We start from the raw sequence: 23,799 nt of genomic DNA on the forward strand, positions 1-23,799 counted from the left end.
TATGAGCACACGGGAAGCATCCAACATCGCTATGATCCTGCGGCCGACGCGTCAACCTGACAATGCCAAGCCAGCGCCAGCACCCTCAGCCAGGACCGCTACCGCGCCGCTCTCGCCGGACTCAAACACCTCCTCGCACTCACTATCCCAAAGCGTTGAACAGCCCTGGCCGTCAGGCCACGAGTCTGGAAATCGTGCTGTGGCTGACGTTGTAGGAGCGGGCGATCTCGCGGACGGCCTCGCCGGCGTCGCGCCGGCGCAGGGCCTCCTGGCGCTGGTGCAGGGTCAGCTTCGGCTTGCGGCCCATGCGAACGCCGCGGGCCTTCGCCCGTTCTCTTCCTTCTCCGGTCCGGGCCCTGATCAGCTCCCGCTCGAATTCCGCCAGGCCGCCGAGGACGGTGAGCATCAGCCGGCCGTGCGGGGTGGTGGTGTCGGCCCAGCTGTCCCCGAGGGATCGGAACCCGGCACCTTTCTCGGCGATGGTCGCGAGGGTGTTCAGCAGATCCCGGGTTGAGCGGGCGAGACGGTCGAGCCTTGTGACCATCAGGGTATCGCCGGCCTCGAGCCTGTCGATTGCCTTGCGGAGCTGGACGCGGTCGGTGCGGGCACCGCTGGCGGTTTCCTGGAAGACCTTTCCGCAGCCTGCGGCCTTCAGCTGGGTGAGCTGGGCGGCCACGCTCTGGCCGTCGGTGGAGACCCGTGCATAGCCGTAGATCATGGCAGGACTATGCACCGGACTTCTGCAACGGAAAACCCCGCTTGTGGCCTATGGGCCGGATCTGGTGCAAAATTCATGCTTTATGTTTGTGTTGACAATGACACCACATTTGTCAATTGTTCGGATATGAAGACGCAGCTCGCCATCGCCGAGGTCAACATCCACCTGCGCGCCCGCACGCAGGACAGGACGCTGATTGACCAGGCGGCGGAACTCGTTGGCGCGAACCGCTCGCAATTCATGCTGGCGTCCGCCATCAAGGAAGCAAAGAACATCCTCCTCGATCAATCCACCATCTATGCCGACGCCAAGACCTTTCAGAAGGTCATGAATTGGATGGACTCGCCGGCAAACCGCTCTGAAACGGCCGGGATGAAGCGCATCCTGCAAGCCAAAACACCGTGGCAAAGTGAGTGATGCGCGGCCGCCAGCCGATCCACCTGCTCTTTTAACCGAAGCGCATGACGGCTCGTCGTTCAACTCCGGTGAACCCGCGCTGGATGATTGGCTGCACCAGCGCGCCTGGAACAACCTGCAAGCGGCGGCCAGCCGAACCTATGTCGTGTGTCCGGCTGGCTCACGGCAAATCATCGGCTACTATGCCCTCAGCATGGGGCAGATTCTGGCCCAAGAGGTCATCGGCTCCATGCGCCGGAACATGCCAAATGCCATCCCGGCGGTTGTTCTCGGGAGATTGGCGATTGACCTCGCCTGGCAGGGGAAGGGGTTGGGCCGGGCCATGCTTGCCGATGTGCTCAGCCGCTCGCTCCGCGCGTCCGCCGAAGTCTCCGCGCGCCTCGTCATCGTCCATGCCATCTCCCCGGCCGCCGAAGCGTTCTACTTTCATCACGGCTTTACACGGTTGCCTACAGACGCTCCCACCCTCGCACTCGATCTCGTCAAATTCCAGAAGGTTAAAAATCAGCGATAGCGTTTCGATCAAGGCTACGGAAATTCCGAAAGTCTTAATGCGCTCTTGTCGCGTGATTCCTAAGTTAGGCGACAACGCCCGTCCCGAGTAAAAACGACCCATTGCTGAAAAATGCATGAAAAAGCCGCCGATCCTGAAAGCGGATATTTTTGTTGCGGCTATTTGCTGAGGCGGTGGCGCACCATGCTGGCTTGTGAGAAACGACGCCGATGCTAGTCACTGAACTGCCTTGGCGCGATCCGTTCGACAGTTTCGCGGCTCTCGCCGGCGATCCGCATCTGGCTTTTCTCGACAGTGCCGCTCCGGGCGATCCGCGTGCCGAAATCTCCTATCTTTGCCCCGATCCGCTGGCGGTCCTGCGCTTCGATTCTGGGACGGTTGGAGACCCCTTCGCCGCTCTCGCCACCTGGCTCGACAGGCACCGCACATCGCGCGGCACGGGTGCAAAACCGCCTTTGCCATTTGCGGGTGGTGCGGTTGGGTTTCTCGGTTACGACCTCGGTGTCGCGGCTGCCGGCGTGCCGACCCGGCACGACCCGATTCCCGGCCTTCCTGATGGCTGGTTCGGGCTCTACGATACGGTGCTCGGTTTCGAGCACCGCACAAGACGGCTGTGGTATATTGCGTACGATCGTCCTGGGGCGTCCGCCATCGTCCGGCTTGAGGCGCTGCGCCGGCGGCTCGACGGCCTCGTGCGCCTTGGCGCCGTTCCCCGGCTCGATTGGCAGCCAGAATGGAGCGAAGCGGCCTATTGCGACCGGGTCGAGCAGGTGCGCGCCTATATCGCGGCGGGCGATATTTTTCAGGTCAATCTGACCCATCGTTTCCGCGCGCCACGGCCGGCTGGGTTCTCCACGGAAGCGCTATATGGCGCGCTGCGGCGGCAGAGCCCGGCACCTTTCTCCGCCCATCTGGCTTGTGGCGATGGCATGGCGATCATCGGCGCGTCACCGGAATCGTTTCTGCGCCTCGACCCCGACGGTTGGGTGGAAACCCGGCCGATCAAGGGCACTGCGCCGCGTGGCACGACGGTGGAGGACGACGATCGGCTGGGTCGCGCACTCTGCGCCTCGGCGAAGGACCGGGCCGAAAACCTGATGATCGCCGATTTGATGCGTAACGATCTCGGCCGCGTCTGCGAGATCGGCAGCGTGCACGTGACCGCCCTCTGCGCGCTCGAAAGGTTTGCCCGCGCGCATCACCTCGTTTCGGTGGTCCGGGGCAGGCTGCGCCCCGGCCTCGGCGCGATCGATCTTCTGCGCGCGAGCTTTCCTGGCGGCTCGATAACCGGCGCGCCAAAACATCGGGCGATGCAGATCATCGATGAAATCGAAACCGCCCGGCGCGGCGCCTATTGCGGCACGCTCGCCTGGCTCGGCTTCGACGGCGCAATGGGCAGCGCGATCATCATCCGCACCATCGTCGCCACCACCGAGACACTGTTCGCCCAGGCGGGCGGCGGCATTGTCTGGGACAGCGATCCCGGAGCGGAATATGCGGAAATGCTGCTGAAAGTGGGCCCCTTGCTGGCGGCGCACGATGGAGGCTGATGCGCCGGTCTGGCTGAACGGCGCGCTCGTGCGCGCGAACGCGGCGCGGATTGATCCAGCCGATCGCGGCCTGCTGCTCGGCGACGGGCTGTTCGAGACGATCTGTGTTGCCGCGGGCGTGCCGTGCCATGCCGATCGGCATATCGCCCGGCTGCGCGCTGGCGCTGCTCTGCTGCGTCTCGTCGTGCCCGCCGAAGGCACCCTGTGCGATGCGCTCGATGCGGTCATTACCGCGCACCGGATGGTCGATGGCGTGCTGCGCCTGACGGTTACGCGCGGACCGGGACCGCGCGGCATCATGCCCAGCGGGGAACAGTGCCCGACGGTGATGGTGACGGCCGCGTCCCTGCCGCCCGCTCAAGGTCCGATTCGGGTGGTGATCGCGCGCAGCATCGCCCGCGATGCGGCATCGCCGCTCTGCCGGATCAAATCGCTTAATTATCTCCCGAGCATCCTCGCTCGGATCGAGGCCGACGAGCGCGGTGCTGTGGATGCGATCCTGCTCAACCATGCGGGCATGGTGACGGAATCCAGTGCCGCCACGGTGTTTCTGTGCCGAAACGGCGGCTGGCTCACGCCATATGTCGCTGACGGGGCGCTGCCCGGCATTCGCCGCGCGGTGCTTCTCGAAGCCGGGCTCGTGCGCGAGGCCACCCTGGAGCCGGATTGGCTTTTCGAGGCGGACGCGCTCTGTCTCGGCAATGCGCTCGGCTTGCGCCCGGTCAGCCATGTCGATGGCCGGAAGATCAGGCAGGATGAAGCGGCAATCGCGGCCCTTGCTGGGCAGCGATAGGCTCGGCCAGGGCAGACGACTGCGCGTCGCCTGCTTTCAATTTATGGAGTGGGGGCCATGCCCGCCAGCTCGTCGAACAGGACACTCTAGGTCGGTCGCGGAGGTCGCCAAGTTATTCGGCGTCCAACGAGCTACATTCTATCGGGCGCTTGGAGTGAGCGCCTTTTTGAAATGACAATCCGTCTTTTCCGAAATTCTTGATTTTTGGAAAATCTACGCTCTGCCCGTCATTTGAGCAGATATTTGAGCAATGCGGCGATTGACAGGACAATCAGCAGCAGGGTGGCGATACCGAACACTGCCATTCCCCCCATCATCCAGCCGTTCATCATGCCGTGCATCATCGCCTTTTTCTCCGATCAACCGGCCTTGCTCATCATCCCGCGCATCATCGCCGGCATACCTTCTTTCACGAATCGATCGAGTTCGCGGGCATGGGCATAAATCACCTTTACCATTTCTGGATCGTCCGAGGTTTCGGTGACCTGAATTCCAGTTGGTAGGAGCTCATAGGATCTTTTATATTTCGTACTCTTGGCGAACATGGTCGGCACACTGTTACTCATCGGGTAGGGAAATGGACGATTGTCTGCGAGACGGGCGTACATCTCGATCACGTGTGCCTGAATCGCCTTGGCAGTCTCTGGATTACTCGAAACCGTAGTGTCGATGATGCCGTTGGACAGGTAATCAGTCGCGCGGGTGATTTCTGTATGTCGCTCGAACAACTCCATGCCGAGCCGCATGGGACCCATCATATTGCTGTGGGACATCATTCCCTGCATGTCCATGTTGGACATATTTGATCCCATCATTCCACCCATCATATCGCCAGATGAGCGAGCATCACTCGGCGTTTGTCCAACGGCTTGCTTCGAACTGAGCCCAAAAAGAGCAAGAAAGCCAGAAAACATGCTGCCGAACAGAAAAGTTATATTACGCCGTTTCATAGATTTTCATATTTCTCGATGGAAGATGTTCCAGAAATCCACATTATAGAACTTCCCGGCAAGTCCCCGCAAAGTCGTCACTCAGTCGCCGCACAGGCCGCCGATGAACCCCATAGTAGCCCCGTAACAGGGACTGTCAAAGCATCCCACCACGGGCTCGCCAGGCGAACACGAATACTTCCTCACGGCTCTTTCACCAGCCGCGTGATAGCTGCCCCTGATCGCCTTTCGCCGCGGGGAGTGTCGCGTCTGGTGTGGTGCAGACAAGAAAAAGGCGACCCCATGGGCCAGGGTCGCCGAGTGGAAGATCGCTAACCGCTGAGACGATTGGAAAGGCAACCCGAAAGCCTTGTCCGAGCGTGGAGGTGCGTTTTCCAGCCCTGGTTTCAAGGCGAGATTACGCCCTTGTGTCATGGCGGCAGAATGGCCGCCTTGCCTTGCCACATCACATCTCAAAACACGCATATTGCGGCCCCGCCGAACCGGGCCATATCGGGCCGTGAAGCGGATCCGATCTCCGCTGAGGTTCGCTCCCAATCTTAAAACTTGGCGGCCTTTAAGGCCGCCATTTTCTTTTTGGCATTCGTCACGGTCGGTCCTGGGCTTCGTGCCAGATACGGAGAATCCGCACCGTATCGGATGACATATCGACCTCATACACGATCAGATACGGCCACACTGCCACCAGTTCCCGGGTGCCGGTGGCCAAGCCCACGCGGCCCCGGGTGGGAAACAGCGCCAGGCTGTCGCCGGCGAGAACCAGTCCACGCAGAACGCTTGAGGCTGCATTCGGGTTGAGCAGTTCGAGATAAGCAACAATGACATCACGATCTTCCAGGGCAAGCTGATGCCATTTGACCTGCATGCTCAGTGACCGGCGATCGCCAGGTTCAGCCGCTTGATCTCGCGCAGGAGATCGGCGCGCACCTGCTCATGCGGCACAGCCGGGCGGAGATCGGTCCGGGCTTCAGCGACGGCAGCTTCGAGGAGCCGCCGCTCGGCCTCGAGTTCAAGATCGATCTGGGGAACGGTCCGGTTCATAACGATAGTGTGATCACCTATCCTGGAACTTCAGGGGCAACTCCTTTGTTCGTTTTATGTTCTGATCTTGTCTGTGTCGATACTTTCCTGATTGAGCAACCTGATGTCTGGAAAATAGGGCGAGCGGGGGTCAGGCATCCTGGTAGTCCCACTTGATGTAGCCCTTGGTGTCGGCGGCCCATTTTTCATCGATTTCGACGAGGACGGCGCTGACGAGGCGTTCGAGGGAGGCTTCGTTGGGGAAGACCCTGATTTTGGTGGTGCGGCGTTTGAGTTCCTGCTGGATGCCGCGTTCCATGGGGTTGGAAGTGCGAAGCCGGCGCTGGTGGGGTTCTGGCAGTGTGAAGACGGTGAGGCCTTCGGGGATATTTCGTTCGAGCCAATCGGCGAGCTTTGGTGCGGTGTCGCGATAGGCATTGACGAGGGTTGTGAGAGCGATCTGGGCAGCGGCGAGGGAATTTGCGTTCCAGACGGTCCGGAGTTCTGCGCCGATGCGTTTGCGGATGGCGTGGTTGGGGGCGTGGTGGATGGCGTTTTGGGCGAGGTGGAACTGGCATCGTTGCCAGTGTGCGGCGCCGAAGACGGCGCGGCGTGCGGCGTGCAATCCGGCATGGTCATCGGAGACGATGAATTCGACGCCTCGCAGGCCACGCTGATGGAGGCTTTCGAGGAAGGCACGCCAATGGACTTCGGCCTCGGAAAGGGCGACCGAGACGCCGAGGACACGGCGGCGTTCATCGGGTCCGATGCCGATGGCCGAGAGCACGGCGGCATCGCGGACGACGCCATTATCGCGCATTTTTTCATATCTGGCGTCGAGGATGAGGTAGCGGATCTCGGCGAGGGGTCGGGTGCGCCAGGCGGCGAGTTCGTCATCGAGCAGCTTGCTGGCGCGGCTGACCTGAGCGGAGGAGAGGCTTTCGATGCCGAATTCGCGCATGACGGCCTCGACGTCGCGGGTGGAGACGCCTTTGATGTACATTTCGGCGACGGCGACCATGACGGCGCGGACCGAGCGTCGGCCGCGTTCGAGGGACTGTGGGTAGAAGGGTTCGCCCACGTGACCGGCGGTTTTGGGGACATCGACGGTGATCGACCCGGCCGGGGTATCGATCCGCTTGGGCTTGTAGCCATTGGCGTAACCCTGACGATCGGGGTTGCGCTCGTAGTGACTGGCGTGGAGGAAGCGTTCGCGCTCGATCTGCATGGCGAGTTCGAAGGTCCTGGCAAATACCGTGGCGATATCGCCTGCGCCGTTTTCGATCAGATGTTCCAAAAGTGCCTCGATAATCGTATCCTTTTTGGCGTCCATTCATCGGTCTCCATGTTGGTGTGAACAACTGCATGGAATACCAGAATGAACAGCCCTTGCCGGGGCATGCCCCGGCAAGGGCACCAACTCCCAACCCAAAATGAATTTCCAGACGTCAGGTTACACCACCACTTTCCTAATGGAGCTACGGCATTCACACATTTTTCTTGCTGTTTGAGTTGGGCTCTGATTCTCGATGATCTCTGCAGTGATGGGGAACGAGATGGCGGTTCGAGGCGGAGCTTTGGGACATTTTGGTGATGCGCGGCGCGCGGCGATCGGCAACACACTGGTTGAGCGGGTAGTGGAAACTGGCTCTCTGGTCATACGCAAACTCGGGGGCACGCGGGCGCGGGAGATTGCGATCCATCGGTTCCTTTCGGCCCCCTCGGTGACGTGTGGCGAGATGGTTGAGACGCTGGCGCATTGCACGGCAGTGGCCTGCAAGGGGCGTCGGATTGTGGCGGCGCAGGACACGACAGAGATCAATTTTGCCGGCCGCGAGGAGCGTCGTCGGGGCCTTGGTCCGGCCGGAGATGGCGTATCGGCGGGGTTTTTCCTGCACCCGGTGATTGCGATCGACAGCGAGACGGAGGCGGTGCTCGGCCTGATCGACGCGAAAATATGGACCCGTTCTGATGGGTTCGATCCGACACCTGCGCGTGAGCGGGCGTTGGAGGACAAGGAGAGTGTGCGATGGTTGGAGGGCGCTTCACACGCCGCTGACCGCCTGACCGATGCCGCCTCGGTCGTGGTTGTGGCCGACCGCGAGGGTGACATCTATGCGGGCTTTGCCAGGCGTCCGGCGTCGATCGAGATGATCGTCCGTGCTGCTCAGGATCGTGTTCTGGATGACGGTAGACGCCTGTTTGCCGCCCCCGAAGCGTGGCCTGAACTGGTCCGCAGCGAGGTGCGCGTCGCGCCATCGCGCACCGGCATTGCCGCACGGGTTGCGACCGTGGCGCTGCGTGCTGGAACGGTGACGATCTGCCGTCCGCGCCATGGCGGTGACGTGGGCGGACCAGCGCATCTGACCCTGACCATGGTGGAGGCGCGCGAGGTCGACTGGAATGGCGAAGGCACCCCGCTCTTGTGGCGCCTGCTCACCACGATCGAGACCATCGACGCTGACGGTGCCGCCGAAATCGTACGCCTCTACCGGCTGAGATGGAGGATTGAAGAGGTTTTCCGGTCTTTGAAAAGTGACGGTCTCAGGCTTGAAGAAACCCAGATGCAAGATGCCGGACGGCTGTTCAAGCTGGCCTTGATCGGCCTCGCCGCAGCGACCCGCACCGTACAACTCGTCGATGCCCGCGACGGCAGCGACCGGCCGGCAACCGACGTCATCGATCCCGGATTACTCCCGGCCGCCGATGCCATTGCCCCCACTCTCGAAGGCAAGACACCGCGGCAAAAAAACCCCCATCCACCGCGATCCCTCGCATGGCTCGCCTGGATCATCGCCCGCCTCGGCGGGTGGAATTGCTACTACAAGCCGCCAGGACCAAAGACCATGCGCGCAGGGTGGGCAACCTTCGCTTCCATGGCCACAGGCTTCATCATCGCAGCTCAATCAAATCCGTGAATCCCGTAGCCTAATGGAGAGGGAAGGTTACACCAAAGGATAGTGAAGGCGGCCCGAAGTATACAGGTGGTGGCGCATATACCACCGGCGGCGGAGGAGGAGGCGGTGGCGGCGGCACATATACGACTGGCGGGGGAGCATAATACACAACAGGCGGTGGAGGGGGCGGTCGTGGCCCTGGAGACCACCATCCCCAAGGCCTGTGTGCGCCGTGCGCCCAGGGTGGTGGTCCGGGTGGGTGGCCCCAGCCTGGAGGTGGAGGACCATGAGGACCGCCGGCCCATGGTGGCGGTCCTGCTATCGCGATGCATGTAGAACCAGCGATGGCTAGGGTGAAGAGGCCGACAATGAGTCCAAGTTGCTTGGCTTTCATGATTTTCATTCCCCGCACTGCTGATGGCAGTTTGCAGATAAATTATGGCGTGTTTTTGCCGCCATTAACCCGGAACGCGGGCTATTGATCACGAAACCGCTTCCAAAACGTCATGCCATCCCGGGACGCCAGGTTGCAGAACCACGGGGGGCACGGGCACCTCGCAGCAAGCCCTCAGTGTTCAAATCCTCGTCCAGGTCAGGCCAGTGAATGCCGTAGCCGGCTCCTGCCAGCTCCCAGTGGCTTCTTTGCTCCGGAGATGCATTGAGAAGGCGCGGAAACCAGGCCAGAGGCACGGCAATCGTCCGACCATCCATCAAGCCGACGATCAGCTCATAGTCGGTCACAGAAACAGTACGAACCCGAATGTCCGGAGTTTCAGTCTCGGCCAAAGAAGCCATACCAACTCTCCAAAAGTGTCTGCTGATGGTCGCGTGTCATTCGTAGGAGCAAACCGAGTTCACGTGGTGAAAAACCAGCATTCGAAGCCAGAGCAACAGGTTCGAGCCAAAGCTTCGCCGTTGCTTCGGCCCGATCAATATGCACGTGCGGCGGTTCGTTCGGCTCATGGCTGTAGAAATAGAACCGATATCCCTCATGCCGGAAAACTACCGGCATTCACGAGGCCTCCCCCGGCCAGAAATCCTCGGTCATCATCTGCTCGAAAGACCATGGGCAGACCGGGCGAAACGTCTGATCTGCCAAGCCAGTTTCCATAGCGGCTTCACTGCGTGCCAGGTGGTAAGCGCGGCTGATTGCCTCAACCAGCCTCGATCTGAGGCTGGGGCTTTCGGTCAGGTGCTCGGAAATCTTATGGCGCTGGATGACGATACTGGTCGGGGTTGTTTGCGGGAGGGGGCGAAATCCTACGCTAAGCCGAGAACGCGCTTCCCATAGTCCCTGAGTTCGCCCTTCGGTCCGACATATCGGTAGAGAGTGACGCGCTCGATCCCGAGTTCCTTGCACAGATCGGAAACGGAAGTGTCGCGCTGGGCCATGGCGGCTTGGGCGAGGCGCACCTGTGCTCTGGTCAGGGCGAATTTTCGTCCGCCCTTTCGTCCGCGCGCTCTGGCAGCGGCGAGACCGGCCATGGTCCGTTCGCGGATCAGGTCACGCTCGAACTCGGCCAGGGTGGCGAAGATACCGAACACCATGCGCCCGGATGCGGTCGTGGTGTCGATCTGAGCGCCCTTTCCGGTCAGCACACGCAGGCCGATCTTGCGGTCTGACAGATCCTTCACGGTGTTGACCAGGTGGGCGAGCGAGCGCCCGAGGCGATCGAGCTTCCAGATCACCAGCACATCGTCGGAGCGCAAGGATTTCAGGCAGGCGGCCAGACCAGGCCGATCATCATGGCTGCCGGAAGCGCGATCCTCATAGATGTTGTTCAGCTCAACGCCGGCGGCACGCAGGGCGTCGTGCTGCAGGTCGAGGGACTGGGAGCCGTCGGCTTTGGAGACGCGGGCGTATCCGATCAGCATGTTTCTTAAACGTTGGTTTGAGGCGGCGTGCTGGCCACGAATGATTTGCTCGCTGGAAATGTATCTCAACCAGCTTCATAAACAAAGCGTCTTGAACATTACCGGATTTTGAAAAAGGAACATGGATGCCGCGTCGCGTCACTCTCACCGATCGGCAGAAGGATGCACTGCTGCGCCTGCCGACCTCCCAGACGGATTTGCTGAAGCACTATACACTGAGTGATGAGGACCTCGGGCATATCAGGCAGCGCCGGCGCGCTCACAACAGGTTCGGGTTCGCCTTGCAACTGTGCGTCCTGCGCTATCCCGGCCGCGTACTGGCGCCTGGCGAATTGATCCCGGCGGAGGTCGTCGAATTTATCGGAGCGCAGCTTGGCCTGCATGCCGATGATCTCGTTGACTACGCCGCCCGCGAGGAAACGCGGCACGAGCATCTTGCCGAGTTGCGGGCGCTCTATGGATTCCGCACCTTCTCCGGACGCGGAGCGCGCGAGCTGAAGGACTGGTTGCTTCGGGAAGCCGAGATGGCGGTATCAAACGAAGACGTCGCCCGTCGCTTCGTGGCGGAGTGTCGACGCACCTGCACGGTTCTTCCTGCAACATCGACGATCGAGCGGCTTTGCGCCACGGCTCTGGTCGATGCCGAGCGGCAAATCGAGACGCGGATTGCCGGCCGGTTGTCCAAGCCGATCCGGGAACAGTTACTGGCCTTGCTCGAGGAAACGGCTGACGATCGGGTGACCCGCTTCGTGTGGCTGCGTCAGTTCGAGCCAGGCTCGAACTCTTCGTCGGCCAACCGTCTGCTCGACCGGTTGGAATACCTGCAACGTGTCGATCTTCCCGATGATCTGCTGGCCGGAGTTCCCGCCCATCGGGTGACACGTCTACGTAGGCAGGGCGAGCGGTATTATGCCGACGGCATGCGCGATCTCCCGGAAGACAGGCGGCTTGCGATTCTGGCCGTTTGTGCGTCGGAATGGCGGGCGGTGCTTGCCGATGCCGTGGTGGAAACCCACGACCGGATCGTGGGCAGGCTCTACCGGGCGTCGGAAAGGATTTGCCAGGCCAAGGTCGCCGACGAAGCGAACGCGGTGCGCAACGCCCTGAAATCCTTCGCCGAAATCGGCGGTGCCCTGGTCGATGCACAGGATGATGGCCAGCCGCTGGGCGACGTCATCGCGAGCGGATCAGGGTGGGACGGCTTCAAAACCCTTGTTGCAATGGCAACCAGGCTGACCGCCACCATGGCGGACGACCCTCTCAATCATGTGCTCGACGGTTATCACCGTTTCCGCCGGTACGCTCCGCGCATGTTGCGCCTGCTCGATCTACGGGCTGCGCCTGTCGCGCTGCCGCTTCTCGAAGCGGTGATGGCTTTGCGTACCGGTTTGAACGACGCGGCCCTGACCGGCTTCCTGAGGCCGAGCTCGAAATGGCATCGCCATCTTCGGGCTCAGGTGGCTGGTGACGCCCGCCTCTGGGAGATCGCGGTGCTGTTCCATCTGCGCGATGCGTTCCGTTCCGGGGATGTCTGGCTGGCCAGATCCCGACGCTATGGTGATCTGAAACAGGCTCTCGTTCCTGCACAGGCTATCGCGGAAGGTGGTCGTCTCGCCGTGCCATTGCGGCCGGAAGAATGGCTAACGGACCGGCAAGCTCGCCTCGATATCCGGTTGCGCGAACTGGGCCGCGCCGCGCGCACCGGCACAATTCCCGGCGGGTCGATCGAAAACGGCGTTCTGCATATCGAGAAGCTCGAAGCTGCTGCGCCTGACGGCTCCGAGGACCTGGTGCTCGATCTCTACAAGCAGATTCCTCCCACGCGGATCACCGACCTCCTGCTGGAGGTGGATGCGGCGATCGGCTTCTGCGAGGCCTTCACGCATCTGCGCACGGGAGCGCCCTGCGCCGACCGGATCGGGCTGATGAACGTCATCCTTGCGGAAGGGATCAACCTCGGCCTGCGCAAGATGGCTGACGCCACAAACACCCACACCTTCTGGGAGTTGATCCGCATTGGACGGTGGCATGTCGAAGGCGAAGCCTACGACCGGGCACTGGCCATGGTGGTCGAGGCGCAGGCGGCGTTACCCATGGCCCAGCTCTGGGGCATGGGCACCTCGGCTTCGAGCGACGGCCAGTTCTTCGCCGCGACAGAGCAAGGCGAGGCCATGAACCTGGTCAACGCAAAATATGGCAATACCCCCGGCTTGAAAGCCTACAGTCACGTCTCGGACCAGTACGCGCCGTTTGCAACCCAGGTGATCCCCGCGACGGCGAGCGAAGCCCCTTACATCCTCGACGGCCTGCTCATGAACGACGCCGGCCGCCATATCCGCGAGCAGTTCGCCGACACGGGCGGCTTCACCGATCACGTCTTTGCCGCATGCGCCATTCTCGGCTACCGGTTCGCGCCCCGCATCCGCGATCTGCCGTCCAAGCGGCTCTATGCGTTCAATCCATCGGCCGCCCCGGCCCACTTGCGGGCCATGATCGGCGGAAAAATCAATCAGGCCATGATCGAGCGCAACTGGCCCGATATCCTGCGCATCGCCGCCACCATCGCGGCCGGGAGCATCGCGCCCAGCCAGATTCTGCGCAAGCTCGCCTCCTATCCACGGCAGAACGAACTGGCCACAGCCTTGCGCGAGGTCGGTCGCGTCGAGCGGACCCTGTTCATGATCGACTGGATTCTGGATGCCGATCTGCAACGCCGTGCCCAGATTGGGCTCAACAAGGGCGAGGCACATCACGCGCTTAAACGTGCCATCAGCTTCCACCGGCGAGGCGAAATCCGCGACCGTTCCGCCGAAGGCCAGCACTACCGGATCGCTGGCATGAACTTGCTCGCCGCCATCATCATCTTCTGGAACACCATGAAGTTGGGCGAAGTCGTCGCCGACCAGAAGCGCGATGGAAAATGGCTGTCGCCCGATCTGCTGGCCCATGTCTCGCCGCTCGGATGGGAACACATCAATCTCACCGGAGAATATCGCTGGCCAAAACCTTAGCGTAGGATTTCGCCCCCTCCCGCAAACGACCCCTTTGACATGGCCGGCTCCATGATCGTCGCTTTAGGAGTGACCCGCTTTACCAAAGTACTTCATCAGTTAGTTCAGCGGTGGCTTGGACCTTTCTGCGTCGAGCTATATGAGTGGGCGGTCTGCTTTTGCCATCTTCCCGCGGTACTATTTCCACGCCAGACAGTGCCACTACTGCCATCGCAGCGAGAGGCAAGCCATGTCTTGGTCGGTCACCGGCGAACAATTAAAGATTGATCATATCTCTTCCGAGATATGATCAATCAGCGCCGACGAGTTTAAGCGACACGCTTTCCCGCCCTTGATCGACGCCCTTAAGCTGCCAAACCACGACAACCGAAGCGAAAATCTCAATGGCGCTATCAAGATTGCATGGTGCATGATAGCCAATTCGCCCAGACTTTTCCTCCATCAGGCGTCTATCAAGACTTATGGAACGACTGCTAGGCTTCTGCCGTCTTGTGTTCGCTGCGTGCGGCCAGCCAGACCTCCCGTGCCGCGTCGGCATTCAGAGCGGCGATGCCCAGCCCGACGATTAAATCCGGCCATGCCGACACCCACAGGAAGGCAGTCATCGATCCCGCTGCGATGATGGCAACGTTCGCCATGGCGTCGTTGCGGGCTGATAGAAAGGCGGCTTTGGTCAGGCTGCCGCTGTGTTGACGATACCGTGCCAGCATAAAAGCGCAGGAGAGGTTAACAGCCAGCGCCCCCAGGCCGGTCAGTGAAAGCAGAGCCGGATTCGGTGCCAGCGGCAGGTTGAATTTTTCCCATGCCATCCACAACGTGGCCAGGCCCGGCACGAGCAGGATCCCCGCGAGCATCATACCGACGCGGGAGCGATTGCCTGCCGTCCAGCCGAGCGCCACGAGAATGAGGACGTTCACCGACGCATCTTCGAGAAAATCGATGCTGTCCGCAAACAGAGAAACCGAGCCGATAGCCCGGGCAACGGTGAACTCGATCCCGAAATAGGCCAGGTTTAAAACGGCGACGAGCCGAACTACTCGCCGCAAATGATGGTCAGTGGCTAAAGATGTCATGCAGTACCACCATACACCGATATCCTTCTCGCCTGGCAACGCCATGCGGTGCAAAAATTAAGACTTCTGCACATCAGGGCGGCATCATCCTGGATGAGGCTATGAGCGTGCCTCCAAGGCTCGGTAGAGCGTGGCACGATGGACCCTCAACAAGCGAGCAACTTCGGCCACGGGCTTGCCCTCCCGCTCGATGAGGTGCCGGGCATGAGCGATCTGCTCGGCTGCGAGGGTGGGTCGCGGCCCAAAGCGCACACCGCGCGCCTTGGCCGCGATCCGGCCGGCGCTAGTGCGCTCCACGATCAGGGACCGCTCGAAGTCAGCTATGCCGGCGAACACGGTCAGAACCATGCGCCCGGCCGGCGTTGTGGTGTCGGCCCAAGGCTCGGCGAGCGAGCGCAGGCCAGAGATCAAACAAGTGGATGAGCGCGTCAAAGGCGCCGAACCCCTCAGCCTGGCGCAAGATCGCAAGGATCTGGGGCTCGCTATATCTCGAGGTTTTCATGCAAATCTCCTCGTGCAATGTGCTGAGAAAATTCTACGTATCAATCCCCTTAATCGCAGGGGGATTACCGGGTCGGCGAACCAAGCGCTTGAGAGTTGCCACTTGGCGAAAAAATTCGTGCCGCGACTGAGCTGGACTACCGAGTAGAATGGCTTTTGGTGGAACATCGGAGATCACGCCAGCCTGAGCACCAATCTGTGCGCCTTGCCCAATGTGCAGATGACCGGCCATCGCTGCCTGACCACCGACCTGAACAAAATCTTCCAGGATCGTTGATCCAGAGATGCCCACCTGAGCGACGATTACACAACAGCGGCCGAGCCGTACATTGTGACCAATCTGCACAAGGTTATCGAGACGCGAACCTGCGCCAATTACCGTATCCTGGACAGACCCTCGGTCAATGGTCGAGTTCGCGCCAATCTCAACATCATCCTCGATAACCACCCTGCCGAGCTGCGGGATTGTTAGGTAGCCGGCCTTTGTCCTCGCGAAACTGAACCCTTCCTGTCCAACACGAGCACCTGGGTGGAGGCACACCCGCATGCCCAGCAGTGCGTGGCTTATGCTGGCATGAGTGCCAATCCGGCAGTCCGCACCGAGTATGACTGCTTTGCCAATACTGGCGTAGGCCCCAATACGGCATCGCGGCCCGATCTGCGCACCTTCTTCAATCTGAGAGAAGGCCCCGATCTCTGCTGTCGAATCCACGATGGCATCGGGTGCTACGAACGCCGTGGGGTGAATGCCCGGATTAGGTGGGATTTCCGGGTGGAACAACGCCATTACGCGCGCCCAGCCCTCATACGTTGCCTTGGTCACGATTGGGATTGCCGAAGCGGGCACCCGGTTCGCCATGTCTGGATGCACGATGACAGCGCCGGCGTTAGTTGCCGCGAGCGCTGAGACATATCGTCTATTGTCCAGAAAGCTAACGTCGGTTGGACCGGCTACTTGTAGGGGCGCAACGCCTGTCATCATACAATCGCCTCTGGACACGGCGCTCCCAGCGGCGGCGGCAATTTGAGCGAGGCTATAAGGGCCGCTTCGAGCGTAAAAACGGGCGTCGCCTACGGATTCGCTGGGCATTGGACCTCCCTGAGAGGATGTATTTGTTGCCGATGTTTATCTATTTTTGGAAGCCGTCGGCCTACTCATCGACAGCGCTATCGAGATATTCACTGACCTTCAAGCTGTCGGGACAGTGCCGTCCCTGACTTCCAGAAAGGCGCCATCCCTTTTTTGCGCCGCACTCGATTCTAGAATCGGCCCCCATTATGGAAAACAGCTGGCGGTCGCTGGGCAGCTACCACGTAGTTGTAGCGACGCGCAATGATGAACGGCCCGACGCGCAATCAAGGGCAGTTTCTGACGCAGATTAGCTGAGACTTTTCGCGCCACACCCATGAAGATTTCACCGACACCGATTATTCCCCGGTTGCTTCGCGAGTTTTGTTTGAAAATGTAAACTCGATCACCGGGTTGAGCGCTGCTGTCCGCGATGCGCCACGGTTCGATGGACCCATCCGCATTGGGGTCTGCTTCCACATGATCGATCAGGGCACGTAGGTCAGACAATGGCCAACCTCGTTTGGCTGATTCTTCTTTGGGTACGTAGGTCAGCCAGAAGGCGGGCATGAGATAGAAGACCTCCGAATGAGTTGGAAGCTTGCTGTCAGTGGAACTGCATCTACGCTAGTCTTACCGTACCTCAAATCCAAACAGTTGGTCAGCCTGTTCTCGTCGCCAGGCATATGTTCTCTCCCCGTGCGGGGCATTCTAAAATCGGGTTGTTACCAATAACGGACATAAGCCATATGCAGAAGTCAAGACTTTCGGTAAAACGGCTAGTTTTGGGGTATATGCCTAGCCCTGTTAATTTACATTGCATTTGTATCTACAAACGAGTATACGCTTCTTTATGAAGATTGCGGGTTTCGACTGGGATAGCGGCAACTGGCCGAAATGCGGCAAGCATGGCGTATCCCAGGAAGAGATCGAGCAGGTGTTGCTGGGCGAGCCAGCGGTTATGGTCGATCCCAACCCCGATGAGCCGCGCCTGCGTGCCATCGGGAAGACGGCGGCCGGGCGCTACGTCTTTTTGGTGTTCATGCGCCGGGAGATCGACAGCCAGACCAAGCTTCGCCCCATCAGTGCTCGTTACATGCACCAGAAGGAGGTCGATCACTATGAAAACCAAATCTAGGCCGCTGCCCTCGTTACACAGCGACGAAGAAGCTGAAGAGTTTGTCGCCAACGCCGACCTGTCGCAATATGACCTTTCCGGCTTCAAGCCTATGCGCTTCGAGATCGAAGCAAAGGCTGCGGCGCTGAATATGCGCCTGCCAGCATCTCTGCTGGCCGCACTGAAAGCTAAAGCCAAGGCCAAGGGCATCCCGTATACGCGTTATGTACGGATGCTGCTGGAAACCGACGTGGCGCAGTCGCGGTAAAACTTATTTCTCAAAGCGAAGATTTCTGCGAATCGGATGATATCTCACCAGTGATGCTATTGCCTGGCCTCCAAGGCCCGGTAGAGCGTGGCGCGATGGACCCCCAGCAAGCGGGCAACCTCAGCCACAGGCTTGCCATCCCCCTCGATGAGTTGGCGGGCGTGCGCAATCTGTTCGGCGGCGAGGGTGGGGCGCGGCCCAAAGCGAACACCACGGGCCTTAGCCGCGATCCGGCCGGCGCTGGTGCGCTCCACGATCAGGGACCTCTCGAAGTCGGCCATGCCGGCGAACACGGTCAGCACCATCCGCCCGGCTGGCGTCGTGGTATCGGCCCACGGCTCGGCGAGCGAGCGTAAACCAGCGCCCGCCTCCTTGATCCGTTCGGAGATTTCTAACAGATCGCGGGTGGAGCGGGCGAGCCGGTCCAGGCGTGTGACCGTCACCACGTCGCCGGTGCGCAGATGGTCGAGCAGCCGCCCCAGTTCGGGCCGGTCGCGCTTTGTACCGCTGATCTTTTCCTCGAAAATCCGTGTGCAGCCGACCTCACGCAGCCCGGCGCGCTGCTGGGTGAGGTCCTGGCCCTGAGTGGAGACGCGGGCATAGCCGATCAAGGAACCAGCAGCGGGCTTGGGCATGAGCTTCCTGTTGCAAGTTATGTCGCGCAATAAATACAACGCGCGACAAAGATATGCGACAAGAAAATACTATGCGGATCGGTGTGACCTTCAGAGGTAAATGGCGGCGTATCTTCGGCGCTATTTGGCGGGTTGAGGCATTGTGCGGCCCAGGGTGCGATAGACAGTCGGCCGTGAGATGGAGAATAGCTCGGCCAGATCGCTGATCGAGTAGTTGCCGGTCTCGTGCATCCGCCGCAGCTCACTTTGCTGCCGATCGGATAGCTTGGGCTTCTTGCCGCGTAGCTTTCCTTTGGCACGAGCGACCGCCATCCCCTCACGAGTGCGCATTCGGATCAGGTCCGCCTCGAATTCCGCGAAAGTGGCTAGAATGTTGAAGAACAGCTTGCCCATCGGGTCGGATGGATCATGGAGGCTGGGGCCGAGCTGAAGCTTCACCCCGCGTTCGGCAAGGTTGTCGCCGATGGCTCGGGCATCCGGGACAGAGCGCGCGAGCCGGTCGAGCTTCGGCACCACCAGTGTGTCGCCACGGCGCACCGCCGCGAGTGCTTGATCGAGGCCGGGCCTGGTCCGGTTCGTGCCGGTAAATCCCCGGTCCGTGTAGATGCGATCCTGCGGGACGCCGAGCTTGCGCAGGGCATCCTGCTGGCCGGCGAGATCCTGTTTATCGGTCGAGCAGCGGGCGTAGCCAATCAGCGTGTTCGTCATGTCGCACACTGTAACGTAAGAGGGGCCTTCACCGCAAAATAAATAGTACCAGTCAAATGAGACTCGTCTTATAGTGATTTTGCTTGTTTGGCCTGGCGTCGGTCAGGCGTCCGTTGAACGATCCTCTATCGGACACCTTCGCATGCGGATGATATGAAGAGGGAGGCTGAAATAACGCGCGTGGAGACCCCAGTCCCCAGGGCGGCAACCCTTAAAGAAGAGCATCGCCAGATGGCGATGCAGCGCTTTGGTGTCTTGCGACCCCATTTGGAGGAGGACATCCCACTCGCGCGGGCCGCTCACAACGCCGGCGTTGCGCTTCGGACGGCGCAGCGCTGGCTGACCCGGTATCGAGACTGTGGGCTTGCCGGCCTGGCCCGCACAATTCGCGGCGACGCCGGAGTCCGCCGGGCACCCATCGAGTTGGTTTCCCTCATCGAAGGCATGGCGCTGAAAAAGCCACGCAGTTCCGCCGCTGCGGTTCACCGCCGCATTGGCAAGATCGCGGCGGAACAAGGCTGGCCTGTTCCCTCGTACAGCACGATTTACGCGATCCTTGCCGCGATCGATCCGGCCACCATGACACTGGCGCACGAAGGCGCAGCCGCCTTCCGCGACAGGTTCGAAATGATCCACCGGCACCGGGCAAGCGTGCCCAACGCGGTCTGGCAGGCCGATCACACGATTCTTGACCTTCTCATCCTCGACCAAGCGGGCAGGCCGACGCGGCCGTGGCTGACGACCGTGATTGATGATCATTCCCGCGCGCTCGCCGGCGTCATGGCGTTTATCGGTGCGCCGTCAATCCTCAATACCAGCCTCGCCCTGCGTCAGGCGATTTGGCGCAAGGCCGATCCAGCTTGGCCGGTGTGCGGAATTCCTGACGTGCTGTACGTTGATCACGGGAGTGATTTTACCAGCAACCATCTTGATCAGGTCGCGGCCGATCTACGCTTCCGCATCATCTATTCCACCGTCGCCCGACCGCAGGGGCGCGGTAAGGTGGAGCGCCTTTTCGGAACACTGAATTCGGAGCTGCTGCCGGAATTGCCGGGGCATTTGATCAACGGCAAACCGGCAACGCCGCCAAGCCTATCCCTGTCCGATCTGGACCAGGCGGTCACCGACTACATTGTCGGTACGTACAATGTCCGCATCCACAAGGAAATCAGACAAACGCCGCTGGACGCCTGGCGCGGCAGGGGATTCTTGCCGCGCTTGCCGGAAAGCCTCGAAGATCTCGATTTGCTGCTCGTCATGCATGCCGAGCCACGCACTGTCCGGCGTGATGGCATTCGTTTCCAGGGGTTCCGCTACAGCCATGCAACGCTGGCGGCCTATGTCCGCGAGGCGGTCACCATCCGCTATGACCCGCGCGACCTCTCCGAAATCAGGGTTTTCCATCACAATCAGTTCCTCTGCCGCGCGATTAGCGAGGAACACGCCGGTGAGGTCCTGACCTTGAAGGACATCCAAGCTGCCCGGCGGGCGCATCGGCAGTCCTTGCGCAAGACCATCAACGAGCGGGTTGCACGGGTCTCGGACTTTTTGCCGGCCGGGGGCAAATCTCAATCCGGAGATCCGCAACCTCCCCGAGCGCAACCCCGAATCAAGCTCCGGCTCTACCAGGAGGGCGATTGATGACCACAAAGGAATGCGGAGAACGAGCTGGGCAGTTCATCGCGACCAAGGAGCATCGCCGGTTCACAGAATTTGCCGAAGCCGTTCGCCGGCATCGCTATATCGGTCTTTGCTATGGGCCGGCGGGAGTCGGCAAAACGCTGTCCGCGCGCCGGTACACTCACTGGAATTTGGCTGGCGAAGCGATAGAAAATTGGGATCGTCGGCCCGACCAAGAGAAAATCGACGCCGCATTGGCAGGCTCGCGCGCCGTCTTCTACACGCCAACTGTGCTCGGTGCCCTACGTGACATGCGCCGGACGTTGGGCGACCTTATGGTGCGGGTCGAGATATGCATCGAAAATCATCTGTGGGGTGACGACGAAGACTGCCTGGGCGGCAAAAACGAGCGCCGGATCGAAATGCTGATCCTGGACGAAGCAGAGCGCCTCTCGATGGCGGCCCTCGAATTCGTTCGGGACATATTCGACCGCACCGGAATCGGGGTCATCCTGATCGGCATGCCAGGAATGGAGAAGCGCCTGTCCCGCTACCCCCAGCTCTATAGCAGGGTCGGCTTCGCCCACCATTATCGCCCGTTGCATAGCGATGAACTCACCTTCGTCCTCACCCGCCACTGGCGCAGGCTCGGCCTCTCCCTCGACGGCGCGGACTTCACCGATTCCCAGGCGATTGCCTCGATTGCCCGAATCACTGGCGGCAATTTTCGGCTCCTTCACCGGCTGTTCGTGCAGATCGATCGCATCCTCAAGATCAACGGGCTGTCGGTCATCACCGACGACGTGGTAGAGGCCGCGCGAAGCACGCTCGTGGTGGGGATTTGATGCCAAATAACGCCGAAGAAACGCCGCCATTTAATTCTGAAGGTCACAGATCGGGATGCTGCCTAATGTCGCAGGTTTTACAAGTTATGCGACACCGCATGTCGCGGTTGGGTTGAGAGCGTGCGGTCCGGTTACGAAGGAAAGGCAGATACCGGGCATTCGGCCCGCACCGAGACTGGCCAGAAGCGGGATGGCGATTCCGCTCGAACTTGCTCAGGGCAAGGGGGGCATCTTTCAGATGCCTGTCGATATGGACGACGCAATCGGGCTCGCGATAAGTTCCCATCTCACGACTTGCTGTTCTTCAGCTTTCGCAGGACCTTCACAAGCTCATGGACATCCGTATAAGGGTCCTCCCCCGGCAAACGGCTATACTCCTCCTTGAGAGTAGTCGCGCGCTGCGTAGCGATCGCGAGGTTTGGCAACGTTACGGCGTAAATCCCATTGTTGCCCTTTTGGTATCCTTCTAGGTGCCGTTGCAGCTGTGCCAATGCTTCGTGCCGGTGCATCGGTGCCATGATGTTCACAAAGTGGAGCAAAAGCCACAGCTCAAAACAGGGAACGCTAACGATAGCTTCGAAGGACACGGGTACCTTCTCATCATTCGTCAGCTTGCGGTCGCGCGCCGCCGCCATTGCAATCGCCGTGGCGTAGGTTCGATGCTCATCGCGGTCGAACACGGCATAGACCATCTCAAAGCCTTTTGACTTAAGAAACTCCTCCTCCGCGCTTTGCACTATCTGCTGCGGCTCTGTTCCCAAGGAACTATGGGGTGGTGTAACCTGACGTCTGGAAATTCATTTTGGGTTGGGAGTTGGTGCCCTTGCCGGGGCATGCCCCGGCAAGGGCTGTTCATTCTGGTATTCCATGCAGTTGTTCACACCAACATGGAGACCGATGAATGGACGCCAAAAAGGATACGATTATCGAGGCACTTTTGGAACATCTGATCGAAAACGGCGCAGGCGATATCGCCACGGTATTTGCCAGGACCTTCGAACTCGCCATGCAGATCGAGCGCGAACGCTTCCTCCACGCCAGTCACTACGAGCGCAACCCCGATCGTCAGGGTTACGCCAATGGCTACAAGCCCAAGCGGATCGATACCCCGGCCGGGTCGATCACCGTCGATGTCCCCAAAACCGCCGGTCACGTGGGCGAACCCTTCTACCCACAGTCCCTCGAACGCGGCCGACGCTCGGTCCGCGCCGTCATGGTCGCCGTCGCCGAAATGTACATCAAAGGCGTCTCCACCCGCGACGTCGAGGCCGTCATGCGCGAATTCGGCATCGAAAGCCTCTCCTCCGCTCAGGTCAGCCGCGCCAGCAAGCTGCTCGATGACGAACTCGCCGCCTGGCGCACCCGACCCCTCGCCGAGATCCGCTACCTCATCCTCGACGCCAGATATGAAAAAATGCGCGATAATGGCGTCGTCCGCGATGCCGCCGTGCTCTCGGCCATCGGCATCGGACCCGATGAACGCCGCCGTGTCCTCGGCGTCTCGGTCGCCCTTTCCGAGGCCGAAGTCCATTGGCGTGCCTTCCTCGAAAGCCTCCATCAGCGTGGCCTGCGAGGCGTCGAATTCATCGTCTCCGATGACCATGCCGGATTGCACGCCGCACGCCGCGCCGTCTTCGGCGCCGCACACTGGCAACGATGCCAGTTCCACCTCGCCCAAAACGCCATCCACCACGCCCCCAACCACGCCATCCGCAAACGCATCGGCGCAGAACTCCGGACCGTCTGGAACGCAAATTCCCTCGCCGCTGCCCAGATCGCTCTCACAACCCTCGTCAATGCCTATCGCGACACCGCACCAAAGCTCGCCGATTGGCTCGAACGAAATATCCCCGAAGGCCTCACCGTCTTCACACTGCCAGAACCCCACCAGCGCCGGCTTCGCACTTCCAACCCCATGGAACGCGGCATCCAGCAGGAACTCAAACGCCGCACCACCAAAATCAGGGTCTTCCCCAACGAAGCCTCCCTCGAACGCCTCGTCAGCGCCGTCCTCGTCGAAATCGATGAAAAATGGGCCGCCGACACCAAGGGCTACATCAAGTGGGACTACCAGGATGCCTGACCCCCGCTCGCCCTATTTTCCAGACATCAGGTTGCTCAATCAACTATGGATCACGCGCAGGTTCACCATCGGGAGCCGCGCTTCCTGTCGGATCTCTTCGAAATAGTTTACCTCGGTCTTGGCACCCTCGCAGAC

General features: G+C 60.6%; 27 protein-coding genes. 12 read left to right on the forward strand and 15 right to left on the reverse strand.

Annotation, left to right across the window (positions count from 1 at the left end; genetic code table 11):
* Positions 1-172 precede the first annotated feature (172 nt).
* Positions 173-718 (reverse strand): recombinase family protein, encoded by a 546-nt coding sequence (locus tag SIL87_RS01025; RefSeq protein ID WP_035188329.1) that lies wholly within the window; start codon positions 716-718, stop codon positions 173-175.
* 126 nt (positions 719-844) lie between these two features.
* Here SIL87_RS01025 and SIL87_RS01030 point away from each other — a divergent pair, with 126 nt between their 5' ends.
* The 4 genes from SIL87_RS01030 to SIL87_RS01045 all read left to right on the forward strand — a co-directional run bounded on the left by SIL87_RS01030 (position 845) and on the right by SIL87_RS01045 (position 3,992).
* Positions 845-1,135: a type II toxin-antitoxin system TacA family antitoxin gene (locus tag SIL87_RS01030; RefSeq protein WP_035188331.1), complete on the forward strand. Its 291-nt coding sequence runs from the start codon at positions 845-847 to the stop codon at positions 1,133-1,135.
* Positions 1,128-1,649 (forward strand): GNAT family N-acetyltransferase, encoded by a 522-nt coding sequence (locus tag SIL87_RS01035; RefSeq protein ID WP_035188333.1) that lies wholly within the window; start codon positions 1,128-1,130, stop codon positions 1,647-1,649. The genes SIL87_RS01030 and SIL87_RS01035 overlap by 8 nt, the downstream gene beginning before the upstream one ends.
* A 209-nt stretch (positions 1,650-1,858) precedes the next feature.
* Positions 1,859-3,199 (forward strand): aminodeoxychorismate synthase component I, encoded by a 1,341-nt coding sequence (gene pabB / locus SIL87_RS01040; RefSeq protein ID WP_035188335.1) that lies wholly within the window; start codon positions 1,859-1,861, stop codon positions 3,197-3,199.
* Complete coding sequence (locus tag SIL87_RS01045; protein ID WP_035188338.1) at positions 3,189-3,992, forward strand: aminotransferase class IV; 804 nt, start codon at positions 3,189-3,191, stop codon at positions 3,990-3,992. Before pabB ends, SIL87_RS01045 begins: the two co-directional genes overlap by 11 nt.
* A 359-nt stretch (positions 3,993-4,351) precedes the next feature.
* On the opposite strand, the gene SIL87_RS01050 is transcribed toward SIL87_RS01045, so the two are convergent.
* The 4 genes from SIL87_RS01050 to SIL87_RS01065 form a co-directional block, all read right to left on the reverse strand.
* On the reverse strand, positions 4,352-4,942 hold the full coding sequence (locus tag SIL87_RS01050; protein WP_035188340.1) for a hypothetical protein: 591 nt from the start codon (positions 4,940-4,942) through the stop codon (positions 4,352-4,354).
* Positions 4,943-5,528: 586 nt separating this feature from the next.
* Positions 5,529-5,807, reverse strand: coding sequence for a type II toxin-antitoxin system RelE/ParE family toxin (locus SIL87_RS01055; protein ID WP_035188342.1), 279 nt, complete (start codon positions 5,805-5,807; stop codon positions 5,529-5,531).
* A 2-nt stretch (positions 5,808-5,809) separates the two neighbouring features.
* Positions 5,810-5,983 carry a hypothetical protein gene (locus SIL87_RS01060; RefSeq protein ID WP_155856281.1) on the reverse strand — a complete coding sequence of 58 codons (174 nt, stop codon included), beginning with the start codon at positions 5,981-5,983 and terminating at the stop codon, positions 5,810-5,812.
* A 130-nt stretch (positions 5,984-6,113) separates the two neighbouring features.
* The gene (locus tag SIL87_RS01065; protein WP_319612316.1) at positions 6,114-7,295 is read right to left on the reverse strand and encodes an IS256 family transposase; all 1,182 of its coding nucleotides are present in this window, start codon (positions 7,293-7,295) and stop codon (positions 6,114-6,116) included.
* Between the two features lie 223 nt (positions 7,296-7,518).
* Between SIL87_RS01065 and SIL87_RS01070 the strand changes: the two genes are divergently transcribed.
* Complete coding sequence (locus SIL87_RS01070; protein WP_319612484.1) at positions 7,519-8,880, forward strand: IS4 family transposase; 1,362 nt, start codon at positions 7,519-7,521, stop codon at positions 8,878-8,880.
* A 69-nt stretch (positions 8,881-8,949) separates the two neighbouring features.
* Positions 8,950-9,195, forward strand: a complete 246-nt coding sequence (locus SIL87_RS01075) for a hypothetical protein (protein ID WP_319612447.1) — start codon at positions 8,950-8,952, stop codon at positions 9,193-9,195.
* A 168-nt stretch (positions 9,196-9,363) separates the two neighbouring features.
* Here SIL87_RS01075 and SIL87_RS01080 read toward each other — a convergent pair whose 3' ends face one another.
* The 4 genes from SIL87_RS01080 to SIL87_RS01095 are packed head-to-tail and all read right to left on the reverse strand — an operon-like array spanning position 9,364 to position 10,734.
* A complete protein-coding gene (locus SIL87_RS01080) occupies positions 9,364-9,654 on the reverse strand; it encodes a DUF2442 domain-containing protein (protein WP_152982850.1) in 291 nt (96 codons plus the stop codon).
* Positions 9,632-9,871 carry a DUF4160 domain-containing protein gene (locus SIL87_RS01085; RefSeq protein WP_011930878.1) on the reverse strand — a complete coding sequence of 80 codons (240 nt, stop codon included), beginning with the start codon at positions 9,869-9,871 and terminating at the stop codon, positions 9,632-9,634. Before SIL87_RS01085 ends, SIL87_RS01080 begins: the two co-directional genes overlap by 23 nt.
* Positions 9,872-10,219 carry a DUF29 domain-containing protein gene (locus SIL87_RS01090; protein ID WP_319612448.1) on the reverse strand — a complete coding sequence of 116 codons (348 nt, stop codon included), beginning with the start codon at positions 10,217-10,219 and terminating at the stop codon, positions 9,872-9,874.
* On the reverse strand, positions 10,120-10,734 hold the full coding sequence (locus SIL87_RS01095; protein WP_319612449.1) for a recombinase family protein: 615 nt from the start codon (positions 10,732-10,734) through the stop codon (positions 10,120-10,122). The genes SIL87_RS01090 and SIL87_RS01095 overlap by 100 nt, the downstream gene beginning before the upstream one ends.
* A 125-nt stretch (positions 10,735-10,859) precedes the next feature.
* Between SIL87_RS01095 and SIL87_RS01100 the strand changes: the two genes are divergently transcribed.
* Positions 10,860-13,745, forward strand: a complete 2,886-nt coding sequence (locus SIL87_RS01100) for a Tn3 family transposase (protein ID WP_319612450.1) — start codon at positions 10,860-10,862, stop codon at positions 13,743-13,745.
* A gap of 473 nt (positions 13,746-14,218) precedes the next feature.
* Here SIL87_RS01100 and SIL87_RS01105 read toward each other — a convergent pair whose 3' ends face one another.
* From SIL87_RS01105 to lpxD, 3 genes are all read right to left on the reverse strand, one after another.
* A complete protein-coding gene (locus SIL87_RS01105; RefSeq protein WP_319612451.1) occupies positions 14,219-14,818 on the reverse strand; it encodes a cation transporter in 600 nt (199 codons plus the stop codon).
* Between the two features lie 99 nt (positions 14,819-14,917).
* Positions 14,918-15,166 carry a recombinase family protein gene (locus tag SIL87_RS01110; protein WP_319612452.1) on the reverse strand — a complete coding sequence of 83 codons (249 nt, stop codon included), beginning with the start codon at positions 15,164-15,166 and terminating at the stop codon, positions 14,918-14,920.
* Between the two features lie 187 nt (positions 15,167-15,353).
* Entirely contained in the window at positions 15,354-16,409 is a 1,056-nt protein-coding gene (lpxD, locus tag SIL87_RS01115) for a UDP-3-O-(3-hydroxymyristoyl)glucosamine N-acyltransferase (RefSeq protein WP_319612453.1), read from the reverse strand.
* Positions 16,410-17,241: 832 nt separating this feature from the next.
* Here lpxD and SIL87_RS01120 point away from each other — a divergent pair.
* Both SIL87_RS01120 and SIL87_RS01125 read left to right on the forward strand, forming a co-directional pair.
* Positions 17,242-17,526, forward strand: coding sequence for a BrnT family toxin (locus tag SIL87_RS01120; protein ID WP_319612454.1), 285 nt, complete (start codon positions 17,242-17,244; stop codon positions 17,524-17,526).
* Positions 17,510-17,773 carry a CopG family antitoxin gene (locus tag SIL87_RS01125; protein ID WP_319612455.1) on the forward strand — a complete coding sequence of 88 codons (264 nt, stop codon included), beginning with the start codon at positions 17,510-17,512 and terminating at the stop codon, positions 17,771-17,773. Before SIL87_RS01120 ends, SIL87_RS01125 begins: the two co-directional genes overlap by 17 nt.
* Before the next feature lie 56 nt (positions 17,774-17,829).
* On the opposite strand, the gene SIL87_RS01130 is transcribed toward SIL87_RS01125, so the two are convergent.
* Positions 17,830-18,408, reverse strand: a complete 579-nt coding sequence (locus SIL87_RS01130; RefSeq protein ID WP_319612456.1) for a recombinase family protein — start codon at positions 18,406-18,408, stop codon at positions 17,830-17,832.
* Positions 18,409-18,528: 120 nt separating this feature from the next.
* Entirely contained in the window at positions 18,529-19,116 is a 588-nt protein-coding gene (locus SIL87_RS01135) for a recombinase family protein (protein ID WP_319612457.1), read from the reverse strand.
* Between the two features lie 153 nt (positions 19,117-19,269).
* Between SIL87_RS01135 and SIL87_RS01140 the strand changes: the two genes are divergently transcribed.
* Positions 19,270-20,757, forward strand: a complete 1,488-nt coding sequence (locus tag SIL87_RS01140; protein ID WP_319612458.1) for a Mu transposase C-terminal domain-containing protein — start codon at positions 19,270-19,272, stop codon at positions 20,755-20,757.
* The gene (locus SIL87_RS01145) at positions 20,757-21,581 is read left to right on the forward strand and encodes an AAA family ATPase (RefSeq protein WP_319612459.1); all 825 of its coding nucleotides are present in this window, start codon (positions 20,757-20,759) and stop codon (positions 21,579-21,581) included. Before SIL87_RS01140 ends, SIL87_RS01145 begins: the two co-directional genes overlap by 1 nt.
* A 287-nt stretch (positions 21,582-21,868) precedes the next feature.
* Here the strand turns inward: SIL87_RS01145 and SIL87_RS01150 are convergent, their stop codons facing one another.
* Positions 21,869-22,342, reverse strand: a complete 474-nt coding sequence (locus tag SIL87_RS01150) for an RloB family protein (protein ID WP_319612460.1) — start codon at positions 22,340-22,342, stop codon at positions 21,869-21,871.
* Between the two features lie 140 nt (positions 22,343-22,482).
* Between SIL87_RS01150 and SIL87_RS01155 the strand changes: the two genes are divergently transcribed.
* On the forward strand, positions 22,483-23,664 hold the full coding sequence (locus SIL87_RS01155; protein WP_319612316.1) for an IS256 family transposase: 1,182 nt from the start codon (positions 22,483-22,485) through the stop codon (positions 23,662-23,664).
* Positions 23,665-23,799: the final 135 nt, after the last annotated feature.

It is taken from the genome of Acidiphilium acidophilum (assembly GCF_033842475.1).
GTDB classification, from domain to species: Bacteria; Pseudomonadota; Alphaproteobacteria; order Acetobacterales; family Acetobacteraceae; genus Acidiphilium; species Acidiphilium acidophilum.

What these genes read in the sequence shown, in the direction of transcription:
- SIL87_RS01105 (WP_319612451.1), bottom strand. Translation starts at nt 14,818, where the DNA reads ATGACATCTTTAGCCACTGACCATCATTTGCGGCGAGTAGTTCGGCTC.
- SIL87_RS01135 (WP_319612457.1), bottom strand. Translation starts at nt 19,116, where the DNA reads ATGACGAACACGCTGATTGGCTACGCCCGCTGCTCGACCGATAAACAG.
- SIL87_RS01050 (WP_035188340.1), bottom strand. Translation starts at nt 4,942, where the DNA reads ATGAAACGGCGTAATATAACTTTTCTGTTCGGCAGCATGTTTTCTGGC.
- SIL87_RS01055 (WP_035188342.1), bottom strand. Translation starts at nt 5,807, where the DNA reads ATGCAGGTCAAATGGCATCAGCTTGCCCTGGAAGATCGTGATGTCATT.
- lpxD (WP_319612453.1), bottom strand. Translation starts at nt 16,409, where the DNA reads ATGCCCAGCGAATCCGTAGGCGACGCCCGTTTTTACGCTCGAAGCGGC.
- SIL87_RS01125 (WP_319612455.1), top strand. Translation starts at nt 17,510, where the DNA reads ATGAAAACCAAATCTAGGCCGCTGCCCTCGTTACACAGCGACGAAGAA.
- SIL87_RS01030 (WP_035188331.1), top strand. Translation starts at nt 845, where the DNA reads ATGAAGACGCAGCTCGCCATCGCCGAGGTCAACATCCACCTGCGCGCC.
- SIL87_RS01085 (WP_011930878.1), bottom strand. Translation starts at nt 9,871, where the DNA reads ATGCCGGTAGTTTTCCGGCATGAGGGATATCGGTTCTATTTCTACAGC.
- SIL87_RS01045 (WP_035188338.1), top strand. Translation starts at nt 3,189, where the DNA reads ATGGAGGCTGATGCGCCGGTCTGGCTGAACGGCGCGCTCGTGCGCGCG.
- SIL87_RS01110 (WP_319612452.1), bottom strand. Translation starts at nt 15,166, where the DNA reads ATGGTTCTGACCGTGTTCGCCGGCATAGCTGACTTCGAGCGGTCCCTG.
- SIL87_RS01070 (WP_319612484.1), top strand. Translation starts at nt 7,519, where the DNA reads ATGGCGGTTCGAGGCGGAGCTTTGGGACATTTTGGTGATGCGCGGCGC.
- SIL87_RS01140 (WP_319612458.1), top strand. Translation starts at nt 19,270, where the DNA reads ATGAAGAGGGAGGCTGAAATAACGCGCGTGGAGACCCCAGTCCCCAGG.
- SIL87_RS01095 (WP_319612449.1), bottom strand. Translation starts at nt 10,734, where the DNA reads ATGCTGATCGGATACGCCCGCGTCTCCAAAGCCGACGGCTCCCAGTCC.
- SIL87_RS01120 (WP_319612454.1), top strand. Translation starts at nt 17,242, where the DNA reads ATGAAGATTGCGGGTTTCGACTGGGATAGCGGCAACTGGCCGAAATGC.
- SIL87_RS01130 (WP_319612456.1), bottom strand. Translation starts at nt 18,408, where the DNA reads ATGCCCAAGCCCGCTGCTGGTTCCTTGATCGGCTATGCCCGCGTCTCC.
- SIL87_RS01080 (WP_152982850.1), bottom strand. Translation starts at nt 9,654, where the DNA reads ATGGCTTCTTTGGCCGAGACTGAAACTCCGGACATTCGGGTTCGTACT.
- pabB (WP_035188335.1), top strand. Translation starts at nt 1,859, where the DNA reads ATGCTAGTCACTGAACTGCCTTGGCGCGATCCGTTCGACAGTTTCGCG.
- SIL87_RS01145 (WP_319612459.1), top strand. Translation starts at nt 20,757, where the DNA reads ATGACCACAAAGGAATGCGGAGAACGAGCTGGGCAGTTCATCGCGACC.
- SIL87_RS01060 (WP_155856281.1), bottom strand. Translation starts at nt 5,983, where the DNA reads ATGAACCGGACCGTTCCCCAGATCGATCTTGAACTCGAGGCCGAGCGG.
- SIL87_RS01065 (WP_319612316.1), bottom strand. Translation starts at nt 7,295, where the DNA reads ATGGACGCCAAAAAGGATACGATTATCGAGGCACTTTTGGAACATCTG.
- SIL87_RS01100 (WP_319612450.1), top strand. Translation starts at nt 10,860, where the DNA reads ATGCCGCGTCGCGTCACTCTCACCGATCGGCAGAAGGATGCACTGCTG.
- SIL87_RS01155 (WP_319612316.1), top strand. Translation starts at nt 22,483, where the DNA reads ATGGACGCCAAAAAGGATACGATTATCGAGGCACTTTTGGAACATCTG.
- SIL87_RS01025 (WP_035188329.1), bottom strand. Translation starts at nt 718, where the DNA reads ATGATCTACGGCTATGCACGGGTCTCCACCGACGGCCAGAGCGTGGCC.